14 protein-coding genes are annotated in these 15,900 nt (G+C 65.5%); 3 read left to right on the top strand and 11 right to left on the bottom strand.

Features of this window, described 5'->3' with window-relative positions:
• Positions 1–262 precede the first annotated feature (262 nt).
• The 10 genes from ACP3TD_RS11510 to ACP3TD_RS11465 all read right to left on the bottom strand — a co-directional run bounded on the left by ACP3TD_RS11510 (position 263) and on the right by ACP3TD_RS11465 (position 11,015).
• The gene (locus ACP3TD_RS11510) at positions 263–1,027 is read right to left on the bottom strand and encodes an SCO1664 family protein (protein WP_426763041.1); all 765 of its coding nucleotides are present in this window, start codon (positions 1,025–1,027) and stop codon (positions 263–265) included.
• Positions 1,027–1,578, bottom strand: coding sequence for a DUF3090 domain-containing protein (locus ACP3TD_RS11505; protein ID WP_426763040.1), 552 nt, complete (start codon positions 1,576–1,578; stop codon positions 1,027–1,029). Before ACP3TD_RS11505 ends, ACP3TD_RS11510 begins: the two co-directional genes overlap by 1 nt.
• A gap of 23 nt (positions 1,579–1,601) precedes the next feature.
• Positions 1,602–2,294 carry a histidine phosphatase family protein gene (locus ACP3TD_RS11500; RefSeq protein ID WP_426763039.1) on the bottom strand — a complete coding sequence of 231 codons (693 nt, stop codon included), beginning with the start codon at positions 2,292–2,294 and terminating at the stop codon, positions 1,602–1,604.
• A gap of 47 nt (positions 2,295–2,341) precedes the next feature.
• On the bottom strand, positions 2,342–4,048 hold the full coding sequence (locus ACP3TD_RS11495; protein WP_426767208.1) for a peptidoglycan D,D-transpeptidase FtsI family protein: 1,707 nt from the start codon (positions 4,046–4,048) through the stop codon (positions 2,342–2,344).
• Positions 4,049–4,210: 162 nt separating this feature from the next.
• Positions 4,211–5,242 carry an NADPH:quinone reductase gene (locus tag ACP3TD_RS11490; RefSeq protein ID WP_426763038.1) on the bottom strand — a complete coding sequence of 344 codons (1,032 nt, stop codon included), beginning with the start codon at positions 5,240–5,242 and terminating at the stop codon, positions 4,211–4,213.
• 50 nt (positions 5,243–5,292) lie between these two features.
• Positions 5,293–6,510 carry a hypothetical protein gene (locus ACP3TD_RS11485; RefSeq protein WP_426763037.1) on the bottom strand — a complete coding sequence of 406 codons (1,218 nt, stop codon included), beginning with the start codon at positions 6,508–6,510 and terminating at the stop codon, positions 5,293–5,295.
• Complete coding sequence (locus ACP3TD_RS11480) at positions 6,504–7,793, bottom strand: glucarate dehydratase family protein (protein WP_426763036.1); 1,290 nt, start codon at positions 7,791–7,793, stop codon at positions 6,504–6,506. Before ACP3TD_RS11480 ends, ACP3TD_RS11485 begins: the two co-directional genes overlap by 7 nt.
• Positions 7,794–7,834: 41 nt before the next feature.
• Entirely contained in the window at positions 7,835–8,746 is a 912-nt protein-coding gene (locus ACP3TD_RS11475; protein ID WP_426763035.1) for a carbohydrate ABC transporter permease, read from the bottom strand.
• Positions 8,743–9,693 carry a carbohydrate ABC transporter permease gene (locus tag ACP3TD_RS11470; RefSeq protein WP_426763034.1) on the bottom strand — a complete coding sequence of 317 codons (951 nt, stop codon included), beginning with the start codon at positions 9,691–9,693 and terminating at the stop codon, positions 8,743–8,745. Before ACP3TD_RS11470 ends, ACP3TD_RS11475 begins: the two co-directional genes overlap by 4 nt.
• A complete protein-coding gene (locus ACP3TD_RS11465; protein ID WP_426763033.1) occupies positions 9,690–11,015 on the bottom strand; it encodes an ABC transporter substrate-binding protein in 1,326 nt (441 codons plus the stop codon). Before ACP3TD_RS11465 ends, ACP3TD_RS11470 begins: the two co-directional genes overlap by 4 nt.
• 100 nt (positions 11,016–11,115) lie before the next feature.
• On the opposite strand from ACP3TD_RS11465, the gene ACP3TD_RS11460 reads away from it, so the two are divergent.
• The 3 genes from ACP3TD_RS11460 (at position 11,116) to ACP3TD_RS11450 (ending at position 14,489) form a co-directional block, all read left to right on the top strand.
• Positions 11,116–11,949: an NAD-dependent epimerase/dehydratase family protein gene (locus ACP3TD_RS11460; RefSeq protein ID WP_426763032.1), complete on the top strand. Its 834-nt coding sequence runs from the start codon at positions 11,116–11,118 to the stop codon at positions 11,947–11,949.
• A 40-nt stretch (positions 11,950–11,989) separates the two neighbouring features.
• A complete protein-coding gene (locus ACP3TD_RS11455; RefSeq protein WP_426763030.1) occupies positions 11,990–12,802 on the top strand; it encodes an IclR family transcriptional regulator in 813 nt (270 codons plus the stop codon).
• 136 nt (positions 12,803–12,938) lie between these two features.
• A complete protein-coding gene (locus tag ACP3TD_RS11450) occupies positions 12,939–14,489 on the top strand; it encodes a flotillin family protein (RefSeq protein ID WP_426763028.1) in 1,551 nt (516 codons plus the stop codon).
• Between the two features lie 75 nt (positions 14,490–14,564).
• On the opposite strand, the gene ACP3TD_RS11445 is transcribed toward ACP3TD_RS11450, so the two are convergent.
• Positions 14,565–15,620, bottom strand: a complete 1,056-nt coding sequence (locus tag ACP3TD_RS11445; protein WP_426763027.1) for a zinc-dependent alcohol dehydrogenase family protein — start codon at positions 15,618–15,620, stop codon at positions 14,565–14,567.
• Positions 15,621–15,900 lie beyond the last annotated feature (280 nt).

The following is a 15,900-nucleotide window of genomic DNA, read 5'->3' as shown; positions in this document are numbered from 1 at the left end:
GGGGCCAGGAAGGTGGCCACTGGCCAGTAAACGCTACTTGAACATCGCGGATGGTGGGAGCCCGAAAGGATTACCGCAGCCGATCTATGGCCCCAACAGCCTGGCTAACCAACCTTCTTCGACGTCTCCAGCCCGGGCGGGGCGTTCGACGGGACCTTGTGGTCCTCGGCGGGGTCTACGTCAAACCTGCCCACGACTGCGAGGTGGATATGGATACCGGTCAGGTTGCCTCCAGCATCCCTGGATTGCTGGATATATCGCCCTAGAACAGCGGCCACGGGACGGCAGGCATCCCGCCAGCCGGAGCCGGGAACCGGGCCGCCGAGCGCAACCGTGCACAGCGCACGGCAAGCGATGCGATCTCATCGACGCTAAGCAGGTCAGCGAGGTCCCGGCCCAGCTTCCCGTCCAGGCCCTCGCTCACACGCTCAATGCCCTGCAGCTCCTCGCTGCCCAGGTCTTCGCCCAGCCACCCCCACAGCACCGTGCGCAATTTGTGGTCAGTGTGGAAGGTCAGCCCGTGGTCCACACCGTGCCGGTGACCGCCGGCCATGGCGAGGATGTGGCCGCCCTTGCGGTCGGCGTTATTCACCACGACGTCGAACACGGCCATGCGCCTCAGCGCCACAGAGTCCTCGTGAAGGAGGGCAACTGTCCGGCCGGTCTCGTCCTCGCCTTCGAGGACGTGGCGCCAACCGGACTCGGGCGCCTCTTCCGGCGAGAAAATGTCCACCGCCTTCTGGCCGGGGTCCGGCTCCTGCCACAGCTGCACCATGCCTTCGCCCAGTGGACCGTCCCGCAGCCAGGTCCGTGGCACGATGTTCCAGCCGAGTGCCTCCGAGACCAGGTAGGCGGCGACCTCCCGGTGGGCGAGGAAACCGTCGGGAAAATCCCATAACGGTTTCTCGCCGGCAATCGGCTTGTAGACAACGGTCGTCTCGCCGACGGTTCCCACGAAGGTGGCATTCGACGCCGTCGTGATCCGCCCGGTGAGGGTCAGGCCGCCGGCCGGCAGGTCGGCGGGCATCAGGCCTCGGGCAGGGTGCAGACGTGCCCTTCGGGGTCTACGGGGTAGCCGCACAGCGGGCATGCCGGACGCCCGGCGCCCACGATCTCACGCGTGCGCTTGGCGAAGGCGCGCGCGGTACCCACCGGCATCCGTACCAGCAGCATTTCGGGGACTTCGGCGTCGTCGACATCGGGAATGTCGCCGGCATCAGCATCGATCTCGACGATGGGGTAGGCCTCAATGACGATCTGCGCCGTTGCCGGGTCCCAGCCCAGGCTCATGGCACCCGTCCGGAACTGCTCCTCGACTGTCTCGAGCTGGTCATTGTCCACCAGTTCGACGGGTGTGCCCGCAGGAACGCTGAACGGATTTCCCTCGATGGTGCCGAGCTGATCGAGGATGTCGTCGATCTTTTCCGCCAGCTCGGCTGACTGCTGCTTCTCCAACGCGATACTGACAATCTGCTTACCCGTGCGGACCTGCAGATAGAACGTGCGTGCCCCCGGAACTCCGATGGTGCCGATGACGACCCGGTCAGGCCAGGCAAATTCGTGAACAAGTGTGGGCATATCAGTATTTTAGGCACATGGGCCTAGGTGTCAGCCTGTCCCGCGCCGCCGCCCACCGGCGCATCGCCGGATGAGATGCCCTGTGCGAGCCACGCAAGATCCCCTGCGTCGGTGTTGGTGGCGTAGACGCTTGGCCGGGCCGGACCATAATGCACTATCGAGATGGAGGCTGGACCCACGTTGATGCGCTGGAAGAGGTCCAGATGCATGCCCAGCGCGTCGGCCAGGATTGATTTGATGACGTCGCCGTGGCTCACTGCCACCCATACGGCTCCCGGGCCGTGACCGGCTTCGAAGGCCGCGTCATGGCGCCGGATGGCCGCCACTGACCGCGCCTGCATCCCGGCCATTGATTCACCGCCCGGGAACACGACGGTGGACGGCTGCGACTGCACCGCACCCCACAGGTCTTCGGTGGCGAGGTCACTGAGCTTGCGGCCCTGCCACTGCCCGTAATCACATTCCGTGAGGTCGGCTTCCACGGGCGCGGCAGGGCTGCCTGCCTGCCGGTCGAGGATGAGCCGCGCGGTTTCCCGGCAACGCTCAAGGGGACTGGAGACCACGCCCGCCAGGGGCAGCACGGCAAGTCGGTCGCCGGCGAAAGCCGCCTGCTCAAGTCCGGTCTGGTCCAGGCCCACACCGGCTGCCCGGCCGGCCAGGATCCCGGACGCATTGGCGGTGGTGCGGCCGTGCCGCACAAGGATTACTGTTGCCATCCACCCAGCCTAACCAGACTGGCGCGCCCAACCCGGCGGCGCGTGCCTCAGAACTTCTGGGGCAGGCTGACTGACGGCGTCCGGGACGGGGCGACGTCGAACTTGCTCAGGACCCTGGTCATGATGTTGTTGAAGACCGGCGCAGTGGAAATTCCGTAGATGTTTCCGGCCGGCCGCTGGACATTGACCATGACGACGTACTGCGGGTCATCCATCGGTGCCATGCCCACGAACGAAGCGGTGTAGCCGTCCAGGCCCTTGCCCGAATCGGCCACCGCTTCGGCGGTGCCGGTCTTGCCGCCAACCCGGTATCCGGGGACCTTGATGTCTTTGGCGCCGCCCACGGTGACGACACTCTCGAGGATGTCGCGTGTTTGCCTTGCCGTCGATTCGCTGACCGCCCTGCTGCCGGGCTCCGCTTCTACCGGGTGTTCGGTGCCGTCCGGGTCGAGGTAGGACTCGATCAGCCGCGGCTTGAGCAGGACGCCGTCGTTGGCGATCGCCTGGAACGCCATGGTGGTCTGCAGGGGAGTCTGCGAGACGCCCTGGCCGAAGAGCACGGCGAATTCCTGCCGGCCGTCCCACTGGTCCGGCTGGGCCAGGAGGCCCGCGGATTCGCCTGGGAGGGGAATTCCGGTGCTGGAGCCGACGCCGAACTTTCGGAGGTAGTCATAGCGCTGTTCCCGGCTCAGGTCCTGGCCGACCATGACGGTGCCCGTATTCATGGAGGAACCGATCACGCCCGCGAAGGTCCGCTGCTCGGTGCCGTGCTCGAAAGAGTCCTTGAAGAACTGCCCGTTCACCGTGTACCCGGACGGAATGACGAGGCGCGAGCCGGGGCTGACGAGCCCTTCCTCGATGGCGGCCGCTGCGGTGATGGCCTTTTCGGTTGACCCTGGTTCAATGGCGGCCTGCACGGAACGCGCTCCGCGGTCCTCGGGTGCGGTGGCTCCGGGGTCGTTGGGGTCGACCGAATTGGTTTCCGCCATGGCCCGGATCTTGCCGGTCTTGGCTTCGACAACGATCAGGTTCGCCCAGTCGGCGCTGAGCTTGCCGGCCTGGGCTTCCAGCGCCTCTTGCGCCGCATATTGCAGATCGGTGTCGATGGTGAGCTTGACCGACTGGCCGTTGGTGGCCGGCACCACCTCCAGCGGAGCGGTGGGGATGATGATCCCGTCGGCGCCGGTCTGGTAGGTCCGTTCCCCGTCCCGGCCCGCGAGTTGTTCGTCCAGGGTCAGTTCGAGGCCTGCGGCGCCGCCCTGTTCATTGGTGAATCCAACAATGCTGCCGGCCACCGCCCCTTGGGGGTACGCCCGCTTTTTGACCGGCCTCGACTCCACTCCCGGAACGCCCAGGTCCATGACGGCACGTTCGACGCCGGGGTCCACGGCTTTGGCCAGATAGGTGAACAGGGCATCGCCGGTCATGAGCTCACGGACTTCGGGCTCAGGCATCTCCAGGAGGTTGGCGAGTTCCTGGAGGCCCTGGTCGCGGCTGACCGTCCGGACGGTGCCGGAATCGTCTACCTGGCGGAAAGTCTCGGTGGTGCTGTTCACCTTCGGTGTGCCCACGATGTCGTAACGCACGGTGCTCTGGGCCAGGACGGTGCCGTTCATGTCCAGGATGGCGCCACGCTCGGAGGCGAGTGCGGATACCTGGGTCCGCCGGTCTGCGGCCTTGGACGCGTAACTCTCGGGATCAAATCCCTGGACCACGAACACCCGGCCGGCCACCACCAGGAGCAGCGCCACCATGAAGCAGAATCCCAGGCGGACGCGGGCGGTGGATCGCGGGCTGGACACGTCATGGATTCGCACCCGTCCACGTTAGCCGCGGCCCCCGCACGGCGGTGCCCGGCGGCCCGGCGTGGCCGTGAATGTGAGATTTGGCACGCCGGGCTTCCGCGGAACCTTCCCCTAGGGGATCGGGGCGACGTCGATGAGCACCTTTCCGATGGCCCCTTGTTCGACGGCGTCGTGCGCCGATGCCGTTTCCGCAAGCGGGAAGCGGGTCAGCGGCAGCCCGTGGTCCTCACCGACGCGAAGCGCGCCTGCCGCGAGCGCCTCGGCTACCGACTCCACCGCGTGCTCCTTCTGGCCGTCAGTGACGGTGTAGGTCAGGATGAACTGGTACCGGATGTTCTTGCCCATGCTTTCCCGGACCGGGACGGTCACCGATTCCCCGGGGTTCGCCGCATAGATGGCGATGGTTCCGCCGGGCTTGAGGATCTGGACGTCGGAGTCCAGGTTGGCGGGTGCGTTGACGTCCACGATGGTGTCCACGCCCTCCGGGACTGCGGCGTTGACGGCGGCAACGACGTCTTCGGTGCGGTAGTTGAAGACCTGGTGTGCCCCTGCGAGGCGGGCGAGGCCGGCCTTCCGGTCGTCGCTGACGGTGGTGATGACGGTGGCTCCGGCCCAGCGGGCCAGTTGGATGGCGGCGTGGCTTACGGCTCCTGCACCGCCGGTGACGAGAACGGTCTGCCCGGTCAACGAACCGGGGGAGAGCCGGTCAGGTCCGTGTTCACGGGAGGTCAGGGCCCTGTGCGCCGTCAGGGCGGGGATGCCCAGGGAGGCCCCGGTATCAAAGGACTCATCATCGGGAAGGGCAACCACCTTGACCGATGGAACAACGGCATACTCCTGGGCCGTACCTTCGTCGCCGCCCCAGGCCACGTCCCAGAGCCAGACGCGGTCGCCGGGGGTGAAGCCCGACACCCCGGGGCCGACGGCATCGACAATGCCTGCGCCGTCCTGGTTCGGAACCTTTGGGGCCTTCAGCTTCGTGCTGCCCTGCCCGCTGCCGGCGCGGGACTTCCAGTCCGTGGGATTCACCCCGGAAACAGCCAGCCGGACGCGGACCTCGCCGGGACCCGGATCACTCTTTGCTTTGTCCTGCAGGTGCAATACCGACGACGCACCGGTCTCTTCGTACACGATCGCTTTCATGTGTTCTCCCATGCCTTCGACGAAAACTGGCCCTGACGTACGGCACCAACCTACCGAACGTCGCGGTGCCGCAGTGCCCCGTCATGGCGGAGCATGCTGACCGCCCCGCCGATGGCGCCAAGCCGTCGGGTCGAGGCAAGCCCCAGGTGGTAGACGTGGAGTTCGTCGGCTCCGGATTCCGCAAGGGCGTGCCATTCCGAAGCCAGCCCGCCGCCGTCGTACGTCTTCGGCGGTAAAGCCAGGACATAGGCTCCCGTGCGCAGGCCCGTATTAGCCATGGCTTCCAACCGTTCGGAGCTTTGCGCGGTTTCTCCCCAGCAGGGCACAACGGCGGTGACGCCACCGGCCGCCGGCCAGAGCCGGCTTCTGCGCAGCGCCTCTGCCGGCACGAAAGGGCCCGTGGCCCAGGGGTCCGGCGTGGCATGGATGGACAAGCGAAGGCTCAAACCGCAGGACTCCACTGCGTCGAGACACCCGTCCAGCAGGGCTGCAGCGGCGTCCCACCGGACCTGCAACAGCGGCACGAATTGCCCGGCTTCGCGGGTCCCCGCCGGTGTCGCGTCGGGATCTTCCGCGGCAAGGACCAGTTCCTGCACAAGGCTGCGGTACCCGGCCACGGGCAAGCGCCGCGACTCATAGGCATCGGTGCAGGCATCGCAGAAACAGAGGGACAGCAGAGCCTGTACCCAGGGTGAATACTCGGCTCCTTCGGTTTTCTCATGCCGGTTCTGATGGCTGAATCCCAAGGCGCCCACGGCTTCCAGGATCAGCCCGTCAGGCCTTCCTTCCGCCAGGACCTGTTTCACCAGCGATGAGGCGTAGCTGCGGACCCGTGGCTGGGACGGGCACAGCGCGTACGGATACACGTCACCGAAGGCATTCCGCACGCAGAGCCCGGGATTCCGGCTGCCGGCGGCACTTGAATGGGTCAGGACCGTCCACGCGTCCACGGGAAGGCCCGCCTTCCGCAGCTGCGCGGCGGCGGTCCCGAAGGAGTTCCCGCTCCCCGTCCAGCCGGCCGCACCGCCCGGAACGAGTACGTCGTCGGTAAAAGCCGCGCCCGCGGGAACGTACAGGGCTGCGGAACGGGCGTCCACCACCCGCCGGGTGGGGTGCCGTGGCGTTCCCGCCCGGACCGAATGGTAGGCGGCGGCCAGCGCCACGCGGTCCACGCCCGTATTTTTGACCCAGTCGGCCGCGTGCGGGTCGCCCAGCACGTCCCACGGATAGAGGTAGCCCGTGACGTGTGGAGTTTTGGCCGCTACCACCGGGGCAGATCCGCCGTGTATTCGGGAACGAACCGCTGCATGTACCCGGTGTCGTCCCTGGCCGTCATGCGGGCGTCCAAGTACTGCTGGTGCAGTTCGGCGAGCTTTGTCCGATCCAGTTCAATGCCAAGTCCGGTGCCGGTGGGGACGCGGACGCTGCCGTCCACGAAGCGCAACGTGCCGGGCTTGACCACGTCATTGTGCCCGTTCCACGGGTAGTGGGTGTCGCAGGCGTAGGTGAGGGCAGGGGTGGCGGCGGCCACGTGGACCATCGCTGCGAGGCTGATGCCCAGGTGGGAGTTTGAATGCATGGACAGTCCCAGGCCGAACGTTTCGCAAATGGCGCCCAGTTCCCGGGTGTGGCGGAGGCCGCCCCAGTAATGGTGGTCACCGAGGATGACCTGGACGGAGCCAAGCTCGACGCTGCGGCGGATATGTTCGAAGGCCACCACGCACATGTTGGTGGCTAGGGGCATTGCTGCCGTGGCAGCTACCTCGCCCATCCCTTCGAGGCCCGGGGTGGGATCCTCCAGGTACTCGAGCAGGCCATCCGTTTCGCGGGCCACCCACCGGGATGTCTCCACTGTCCAGGCGGTGTTCGGATCGAGGCGCAGCGGCATCTCGGGGAACGCCTCCCGCAGTGCCCGGATCGCTTCGATTTCCTGCGCGGGCGGGAAAACTCCGCCCTTGAGCTTGATGGATTTGAAACCGTACTCGGCTATCATTTTCTGCGCCTGCCGGACGATGCCTTCCGGGTCCATGGCTTCGCCCCAGTCATCGGTGATGGCGGGCTTGCCGTCCAGCGCGGGGTGCTCTGCCCATTTGTAAAAGAGGTAGGCGCTGAAGGGGACCTCGTCCCGAACGGTGCCGCCGAGCAGCTCACTGACGGTACGGCCCGTGGCGTGCCCCTGGATGTCCAGTGCAGCCACCTCGAAGGCGGAGAAGACCGCGGCGCGTTCAAATGCGCCGAGCCCCGGGTCCAGGGCCTGGTTGATGAGTTGTTCCATCCTGGTGGTTTCAAAAATGCTGACACCCTTGATGGCGTTGGCTCCCACAGCCAGGTTCTCAAGCCGGCTGCTGCCTCCCGAGCATTCGCCCAGGCCGAGGAGGCCGTTGGCAGTCCGTACTTCGATGACCGCCCGGTGGACCAGGGGTTCGTGGACTCCGACGGCGTTCAGCAGCGGCGGATCGGAGAAGGCTATGGGGGTGATGGTGATATCTGTGATGGTGAGGTCGGTTGCCGTTGGCGTTGAGGGTGCCGGAACGGTGGTGCTGGCAGTCATGAGCTTCTTTCGTGGATGGGGCAGGGGAGGCTGTGCCGTCCCTAGCCCTTGGTTGCGCCCGAGGTGATGCCGCGGATCATGGAACGTTGCAGGAAGAGGTAGACCAGGAGGCTGGGGATCATGGCCATCAGCGCGCCGGCGAGCAGGACGCCCGGGCCCACGGTGGTGTCATTGCGGAGTACCGCGAGCGCCACGGTCAGGGTGTAGTCGCTGGGGTCGTTGGCTGCGATCAGGGGGAGGAGGTACTGGTCCCACACCATCATGAAGCCAAAGATTCCAATCACGCCGAGGGCAGGTTTGCACAGGGGCAGGATGATGGCGAACAACATCCGGAATTCGCCCACGCCGTCCAGGCGGGCTGCTTCCTCGATCTCGGCCGGGATGTCCTTCATGAACTCGCTCATGATGAATATGGAGAATCCCCAGATTCCGACGGGGAGGATGACAGCCAGCACTGTGCCGCGCAGGCTGATTCCGAGGAGCGGCAGATCGCCCAGCACGAGCGACAGCGGGATGCCGATGATTTCTTCCGGGAGCATCATCGTCAGGAGGACAAGGAGCAGTACCAGTGCCTGGCCCCGGAACTTCTTCCGGCTCAGGCTGTAGGCCGCGAAAACGGAGACGGTCATTTGCAGGAGGAGGCCGCCGCCTGCCACCACCAGGGAGTTGAGCAGGTAACCCCACAGGCCTTGTTGCCGGGCGGCTTCAAAGTTTTGCAGGGTAAAGGTCTTGGGGAGCAGGGAAATGTCTGTGGGGCTGGAATTGCGGTCGAAGGCGCCCGAGATGATGGCCACGAAGGGCAGGGCGAAGATGCAGAACACCAAGGCGCAAAGGAAGATCCGGAGGGCCATGTTTGGCCCGAAGCGTGGCGACCAGCCCAGTGCGGTATCGAAGCGGGCTCCGGCGGAGGGTTTTGGTGTGCGTTGTGTGGTTCGCACGGCAGTCTGGCTCATCGTGCTGCCTTCCTCTTGGCCAGGAGTTGGGTGCCGACGGTCAGCAGCAGCGTGACCACCAGCAGGAGCACCGCGGCGGCCGATGCCACACCGATGTCGTTGCGCTGGAAACCGAGCGAATACATGCGCGTCATCCAGACTTCCGTTGAGCCCGCGGGTCCGCCGCCCGTCAGCACGTAGACCTCGGTAAAGCTGCGGAGGCTGCGGATGGCCGCGAGGGTCAGGACGATGACCAGCGACGGGCGAAGCGCCGGGAGGGTGATGTACCGCAGCCGCTGCCAGATGGTGGCGCCATCCACTCCGGCTGACTCGTAGAGTGAGCGGTCGACGCCCGTGAGGCCGGCGAGGATGATCACCATGTTGTAGGGCGCACCGGACCAGATACCCACGACGGCGATGGACCAGAGTGCGGTGTCCGTTCCGTTGAGGAATTGGAGGGGTCCGAGTCCCAGCCAGCCGAGGATGCTGTTCAGCGGCCCGTCTGCGGTGGGGAAGTAGAGGATGCGCCAGATTTCGCCGACCACAGCCAGCGCGGTCACCACCGGAAGGAAGATGGTGGTGCGCAGGATCCACAGGGAGCGGGCCTGGCCCTCCAGGAGCAATGCCAGCACAAAGCCCACCACCAGCGCGCCCAGGGTTTGGGTGACGCCGAGGACCACAGTGTGTCCCAGTGCTTCCATGAACCGGGCATCGGTCAGCACGGCCAGGTAGTTGTCGAATCCTACGAACACGTCGCCCAGGAACGGCTGGACCTTGAAGAAGCTCAGCCTGATGCCTTCGGCCATGGGGATGAACTTGAAGTACAGCCCCAGCACGGCGGCGGGCACCAGGAAGAGCCAGATGGCCAGCGCCTGTTTACCGTTGCGGCGCGCCTTTCGTTGCGGAGCCTGGCCGTGACGCCGGGCCGGTGCCGGAAGGCTCGCCGGCCTTGTCGGTGTGGTGGTCATGACTTGGCGTTCTGGCTTTCGAGCTCGTTGTCGATGGCCGCATCAAGGTCCTTGAGTCCGGACGTAATGTTGTCCGCTCCGCAGTCTGAGGCGATCTTGTTCAGGGCCTCGGCGGCAGCCTGTTTGATGGGCACGAAGTTGATGGCGGAGGGGAATGCCTTGGATGAATTCTTGAGGGCGTCCTGGACAACGGCCCACCGCGGATCGTTGTAGACGGCGGCGGCGTCGACGCCGGAGTTCACCGGAACCCGGACCACCGGCTGCTTGCCGGCTGTCATGCCTGACTTTTGGCCGTCGGCCGAGACCAGGAAGTCGATGACCTTCTTGGTCTGGTCAGGCTTGCCGTTGCTGGCCGTGACGTAGATGTTTTCGCCTTCCGCGAGGACTGTGTTGTCCTCGGTGCCCTTGGGACTTTCGATGACTTCGTAGGCGTCTTTCCCAAGCGCGGTATCGAACGATGAGAAGTTGTAGGGCCCGGTGAGGATGATCCCGGTCTTGCCTGTCTGGAAGAAGGGGGAGGCGACGCTGGTGGCGGCGGTAAGTGCGCCGGGCTGGGTGTTGCCGGGTGTGCAGAACTGCTGCTTGATCCAGGTGACGCCGTCCTTGGCCGAGGATGCGGAGGCGGAGAACTTTCCGCTTCCCTCGTCCTTGAGGTAGGAGCCGCCGTCCTGCCATAGGTAGGACGAGGCCCACCAGCCGAGGTAGCCGCGTTCGGTGGAGCCGGGAACGGTCATGCCGTAGGTGTCTGCCTGGCCGTTGCCATCCGGGTCCTGCGTGGCGAAAGCGGTGGCGAGCTTTGCCAGTTCCTCCTGGGTGGTGGGGATGGGCAGGCCGAGCTTTTCGCGCCAGTCCTTGCGGATCATGGTCACCATGGTTTGGCGGGAGAACGGCACGCCGTAGGTGGCGCCGTCCAGGGCCGTGGTTTCGTTCCACAGGGAGTCGGCGATGGTGTCGTTGCCGGCAACGGAAGACTTGTCGATCTTCTGGAGGTAGCCCTGGGAGGTGTAGTTGCCGAGGGCCGCTGAGTCGTTGATGACGATGTCCGGCAACTTTTTGGAAGCGGCCCTGGTCTGCAGCTGCTGGTCGAGGTCGGGAACGCCCTGGAAGTTGACCTGGACGCCGGTCTTGGCGGTGAACTCCTTGAACATCGCGGAGTAGGTGGTGGCGGCGTCGGTTCCGGCGCGTGCCCAGACTTCGATGGGCTGCCCGTCATCCTTCGCCGCGGGCGCCGTGCTGCCACTGCCACAGCCGGTCAGCACGGCTGCGGAAGCCATGGTCAGGGCCACGGCGGCGCGGGAGCGGGTCATCATTTTCGAATCCACTCTGATTCTCCTTTTTACATATATAAATGCCTGTTACTATGTGAAACGTACTTCACGAGAGTATGATCAGGATCACAGGCTGTCAACAACTGGAGGAATCTTGTCCGCAGTATCGAAGGGCGCCCACATCGCCATCACCGGAGGGGCTGGAATGATGGCCACGCTGCTGCGGCCCTACCTCGCGGAAGCCGGCTATGCCGTCCGCCTCCTGGACCTCGCCGAAGCCCCCCAGCTGCTGGAGAACGAGTCGATGCACGTCGGCTCGGTAACGGACCCCACCTTCATGAACGCCGCGCTGGAGGGAACCGCGGCCGTGGTGCACCTGGGCGGACTGCACCGTGAAAAGACCTGGGAGGAGATCGTGTCGACGAACATCACCGGCACCCAGGTGACCCTTGAAGCGGCACGGCGCAACGGCGTCGAACGTGTCCTCCTTGCGAGCTCCACGCACGCCGTCGGGTTCCACCCGACGGCCGCCGCCGCACCGGACGTGGTGCTCACCCCGCGTCCGGACACCTACTACGGCGTCAGCAAGGCGGCGGTGGAGGCGCTGGGGAGCCTCTACGCGGACAAGTTCGGCATGAAAGTGGTCAGTGCCCGGATTGGTACCGGCGGTGAACGGCCGGGCAACGTGCGGACACTGGGCTCGTGGCTGTCCCCTGCGGATTCGTTCCGCCTGGTGCAGGCCACCCTCAGTGACAGGGGCGCGCCGGGCCATCATGTGGTCTGGGCGGTATCGGCGAACACGCGCGGATGGGCCAACCTGGAAGCCGGCCGCGCCATCGGTTTCGAGCCGCAGGACGATGCCGAGGTGTTCGCTGCCGGCATCGACACTGCCACGGAAGACGGGTTCGCCGCGCTTCTTGGCGGGGCATGGGCAGGCAGCGGCCATAAGGTAGGGATGGACAACTACCCGGCCCTGGCAGCCAAATGACGAGCGCCAGGCCCGGATCGCGGCGGAAGGGGGAGCGCTGATGGCGTCGCTCGATGTACAGGACGGCGCGCGGGCGGAGACTTCCGGCGGCGACGTGAAGCTGGTCAAGTCCGCCGAGCGGACCATAGCGATCCTCGAACTCGTGGCGGCAGCGCCACAGCCGCTGACCACGGCGGAGATCTTCAAGCTGACCGGGTACCCCCGCTCCAGCCTTCACTGGCTCCTGCTGACGCTGCTTGAACTGAACTGGATAGAGCAGACCCCGGAAGGGGCCTACCGGATCGGTACGCACGCGCTGCTCTGCGGCACGGCATATCTTGACCGGGATCCCGTCATGGAACACGTCTCCGGCATCCTCGAAAAAGTGCGCAACGCAACCACCTTCACCACCCACTATGCCCGGCTGGACCGCTCCGACGTTATCTACCTGGCAACGCGCCAGGCGGTGGACCGCCGCCGGCTCTCATCGCGCGTTGGCCGCAAGCTTCCTGCACAGGTGACGGCGCTGGGCAAGGCAATCCTCTCCGAGTACACCGACGATGAGGTGCGGCAGCGGCTTGGGCCGGGCCCCTACACACAGTTGACGCCCAAGACAGTCACCGGCTTCGACGCCCTGCAAACCGAACTGGCCGAATTCCGGAAGACGGGGCACGCGGTGGAATGGGAACAGAACACCGTGGGGCTCTGCTGCGTCAGTGTCGTGGTCCCGTACCGCATTCCGGGAACGGACGCCATGAGCTGTTCGATTCCGGTCGAACTGGCCACTGACGAAGTCCTCGCCGGGACGGTGGCGACGCTGCAATCTGCGGCTGCGGAACTGGCGCGCACCCTGCGTGCCGCCGGCATCCGCTAGCCCGCCCGCCGTCGTACGTCCTGGCCGGCAGTCTTGCAGCGGCGCCCTGGACCTGCCACCGCACCGGCAGGATTCCCGTGGCAGGCTTTGGCACGTAAAGTGACTGGAGAAATTCAACATGTGAATAAGGGGAGACATGATTATTGGGGGAACCATGGTGATCGTCCTGATCGCAGCAGCAGCAGTGGTGGTGCTGCTCATCGCGGGATTCATTTTTTATACCAAGAGCATCCGGTTCGCCAAGCCCAACGAGGCGATGCTGATTACCGGCAAGAGCGATCCAAACACGACGAACGAAACTTCCGATGACCAGTCGCGGGTCATCATCAACAACAGGGCATTCGTCAATCCAATCACCGAGCGCGTCAGCCACATCTCGCTGTCCTCGCGCCAGGTTGAGGTGACCATCGAGGCGATTTCCAACAACGGCATCCAGCTCAAGCTGACCGGTGTTGCCCAGGTCAAGGTCGGGGGCGACAAGGTTTCGGTCCGCAAAGCCGCCCAGCGGTTCCTGGACCAGCAGGACGCCATTGACCACTACACGCAGGAAACCCTGTCAGGCTCGCTGCGCTCGATCGTTGGCACGCTGAGTGTGGACGCGATCATCAAGGATCGCGCGCAGTTCGCGGCCTCGGTCAAGGAGGAAGCGGAACACTCCATGACCAACCAGGGCCTGGTGATCGACACGTTCCAGATCAAGTCTGTGGACGATACCGGCGGCTACCTGAAGAACCTGGGGCGCCCCGAAGCTGCGCTGGTGGCCAGGAATGCAAGCATCGCCGAGGCCAATTCGCAGCGCGAGGCCGCAGAGGCGAAAGCCCTTGCGGACCAGAAGACTGCTGAAGCGGAGCAGAAGCTGGCGTTGCGCCGCGCTGAACTCAAGCAGGAAACCGATGCCCGGCAGGCTGAGGCCGATGCTGCCGGTCCGCTGGCCCAGGCTGACCAGCAGGAAGCGATCATCCTGAAGAACCAGCAGGTGGTGGCCCGCCAGGCGGAACTCCGTGAAAAGGAACTCGACATCGAGGTCCGCAAGCCCGCCGATGCCGCCAAGTACAAGGTGGAAACGGAAGCTGCAGCGGACCTGTCCCGCCGTACCCGGATCTCAGAAGCAACCAAGGTGGAGGCAGCCGCCGAACTGGAGACCAGGAAACTGCGGGCTGCCGGCAACGAGGTGGAAGCCCAGGCGCTGGCTGCGGCCAACACGGCCAAGGGCAACGCGGAAACGGAGATCAACAAGATCCGCGGCCTGGCCGAGGCGGAAGTCACCAAGTCGCAGGGTATCGCCGAAGCCGATGTCATCGGGCTGCGGGGCAAGGCCGAGGCAGAGGCCATCGAGGCCCAGGCCAAGGCCTACAGCGAGTTCAACGAGGCAGCCATCCTGAACAAGCTGCTGGAAGTCCTGCCGTCCATCGCGAAGGAAATCGCGGCCCCGATGGGTGCCATCAGCAACATGACGGTCATCTCGAACGACGGCGCCGGGCAGGTGAGCAGGAACGTCTCCTCGGGTGTGCACGAAACGGCCCAGCTGCTCAAGGACACCACCGGATTTGACGTCATCCAGATGCTGAAGGGCTTCGGCCGGCCGGCGTCAGCCCCACCGGCCGGCACGCCCACAACGTCCGTTGGTTCAGCGGGCAACGGCAAGTCTCCGGACCAGGCCACGCCGCAGGGCCCCGGGCAGAAATAAGGCGTTTCCACCCTGAAACGCCGCGGTCCGTTCCCACGGACCGCGGCGTTTCCTGCGTGTACGACCCTCCGCGCGTCAACGCGCAATGACCACCTTCAGGGCCCGTGTCTCGGCCGCCCGGCTGAACGTGTCGTACGCGTCCATGAACTGGTCGAAACTGAAGTGGTGGGTGGCGAACTTCTCTGCCGGCAGCTTCTTCTGGGCCACCAGCCGCAGGAGCATGGGGGTGGTGTTGGCGTTGACGAGGCCCATGCTGATATTGATGTTCTGGATCCACAGCCGTTCCAGGTGCAGCTCCACCGGTTTGCCGTGCACGCCCACGTTGGCCACGTTGCCGCCCGGCCGGACAATCTCAGTGCACATGTCGAACGTTGCGGGAATGCCCACGGCCTCGATGGCCACGTCCACGCCCAGCCCGTCCGTGTGCGAGAGCACCTGGCTCTTCCAGTCGGCGTCCGAGGACACCACCACATGTGTTGCGCCGAAGCCGCGGGATTGCTCCAGCCGGTTCCGGTCCAGGTCCACCGCGATGATGCCTGCGGCCCCGTAGAGCCCGGCGGTGGCAATCGCTGCCAGGCCCACCGGCCCTGCCCCCACCACAGCCACGGTGTCGCCGGGCTTCACCCGGCCGTACTGGACGCCTATTTCGAAGCCCGTGGGGAAAATGTCAGAAAGCATGACGGCCTGCTCATCGCTGACTCCGGCCGGCAACAAATGCAGCGAATTCTCCGCATACGGCACCCGGACGTACTCCGCCTGCGTCCCGTCAATCAGGTGCCCGAAGATCCAGCCAATCCCGGCGGCGCCCTCGTCGCCGAGGCAGTGCGAGTACAGGCCGGTCCTGCAGTTGGCACAGTGGCCGCAGGATTTGATGCAGGAGATAATCACCCGGTCCCCGGGCTTGAGGCTCGTGACGGATGAACCAACCTCGGTGATGGTGCCGACACCCTCGTGCCCGAGGATCCGGCCCTCCTGCACGGCGGGCACATCACCCTTGAGGATGTGCAGGTCCGTCCCGCAGATGGTGGTGGTGTCCACCCTGACAATCGCGTCGCCGGGGTTCCGGATGGCAGGGTCCGGCACATCCGTCCAGGACTTCTTCCCGGGGCCGCCGTAAACAAGCGCTTTCATCTCTGGTCCTTGCTGTTGGGGGTGCGTTACCGAACCGCGTGCTGGTACGCCGATGCGCGGCCTGCCTGCGCCGCGCCCCTCCTTGCCTGCGGAACAGGACGCGTCCCGGGCATTAAGCATGGAAGACGGGCTCTCCCGCGGGAAAGGGTCTTAGGACCCGCACTTCCGGTCCGTATCAGGGACATGCGACGCCGCAGGACCAAGGACCCTGGAGCGCCGGACGGATCCGGGTGACGCTTGAACCGGCCCCCGGAGGTTCTCTTCCCGCTGGTCAGGAGTG

Source organism: Pseudarthrobacter sp. 1G09 (assembly GCF_050038305.1).
In the GTDB taxonomy this organism is placed as follows: domain Bacteria; phylum Actinomycetota; class Actinomycetes; order Actinomycetales; family Micrococcaceae; genus Arthrobacter; species Arthrobacter equi.
The sequence above is the reverse complement of the archived record's forward strand: the minus strand, read 5'-3'. Positions and strand labels throughout refer to the sequence as shown.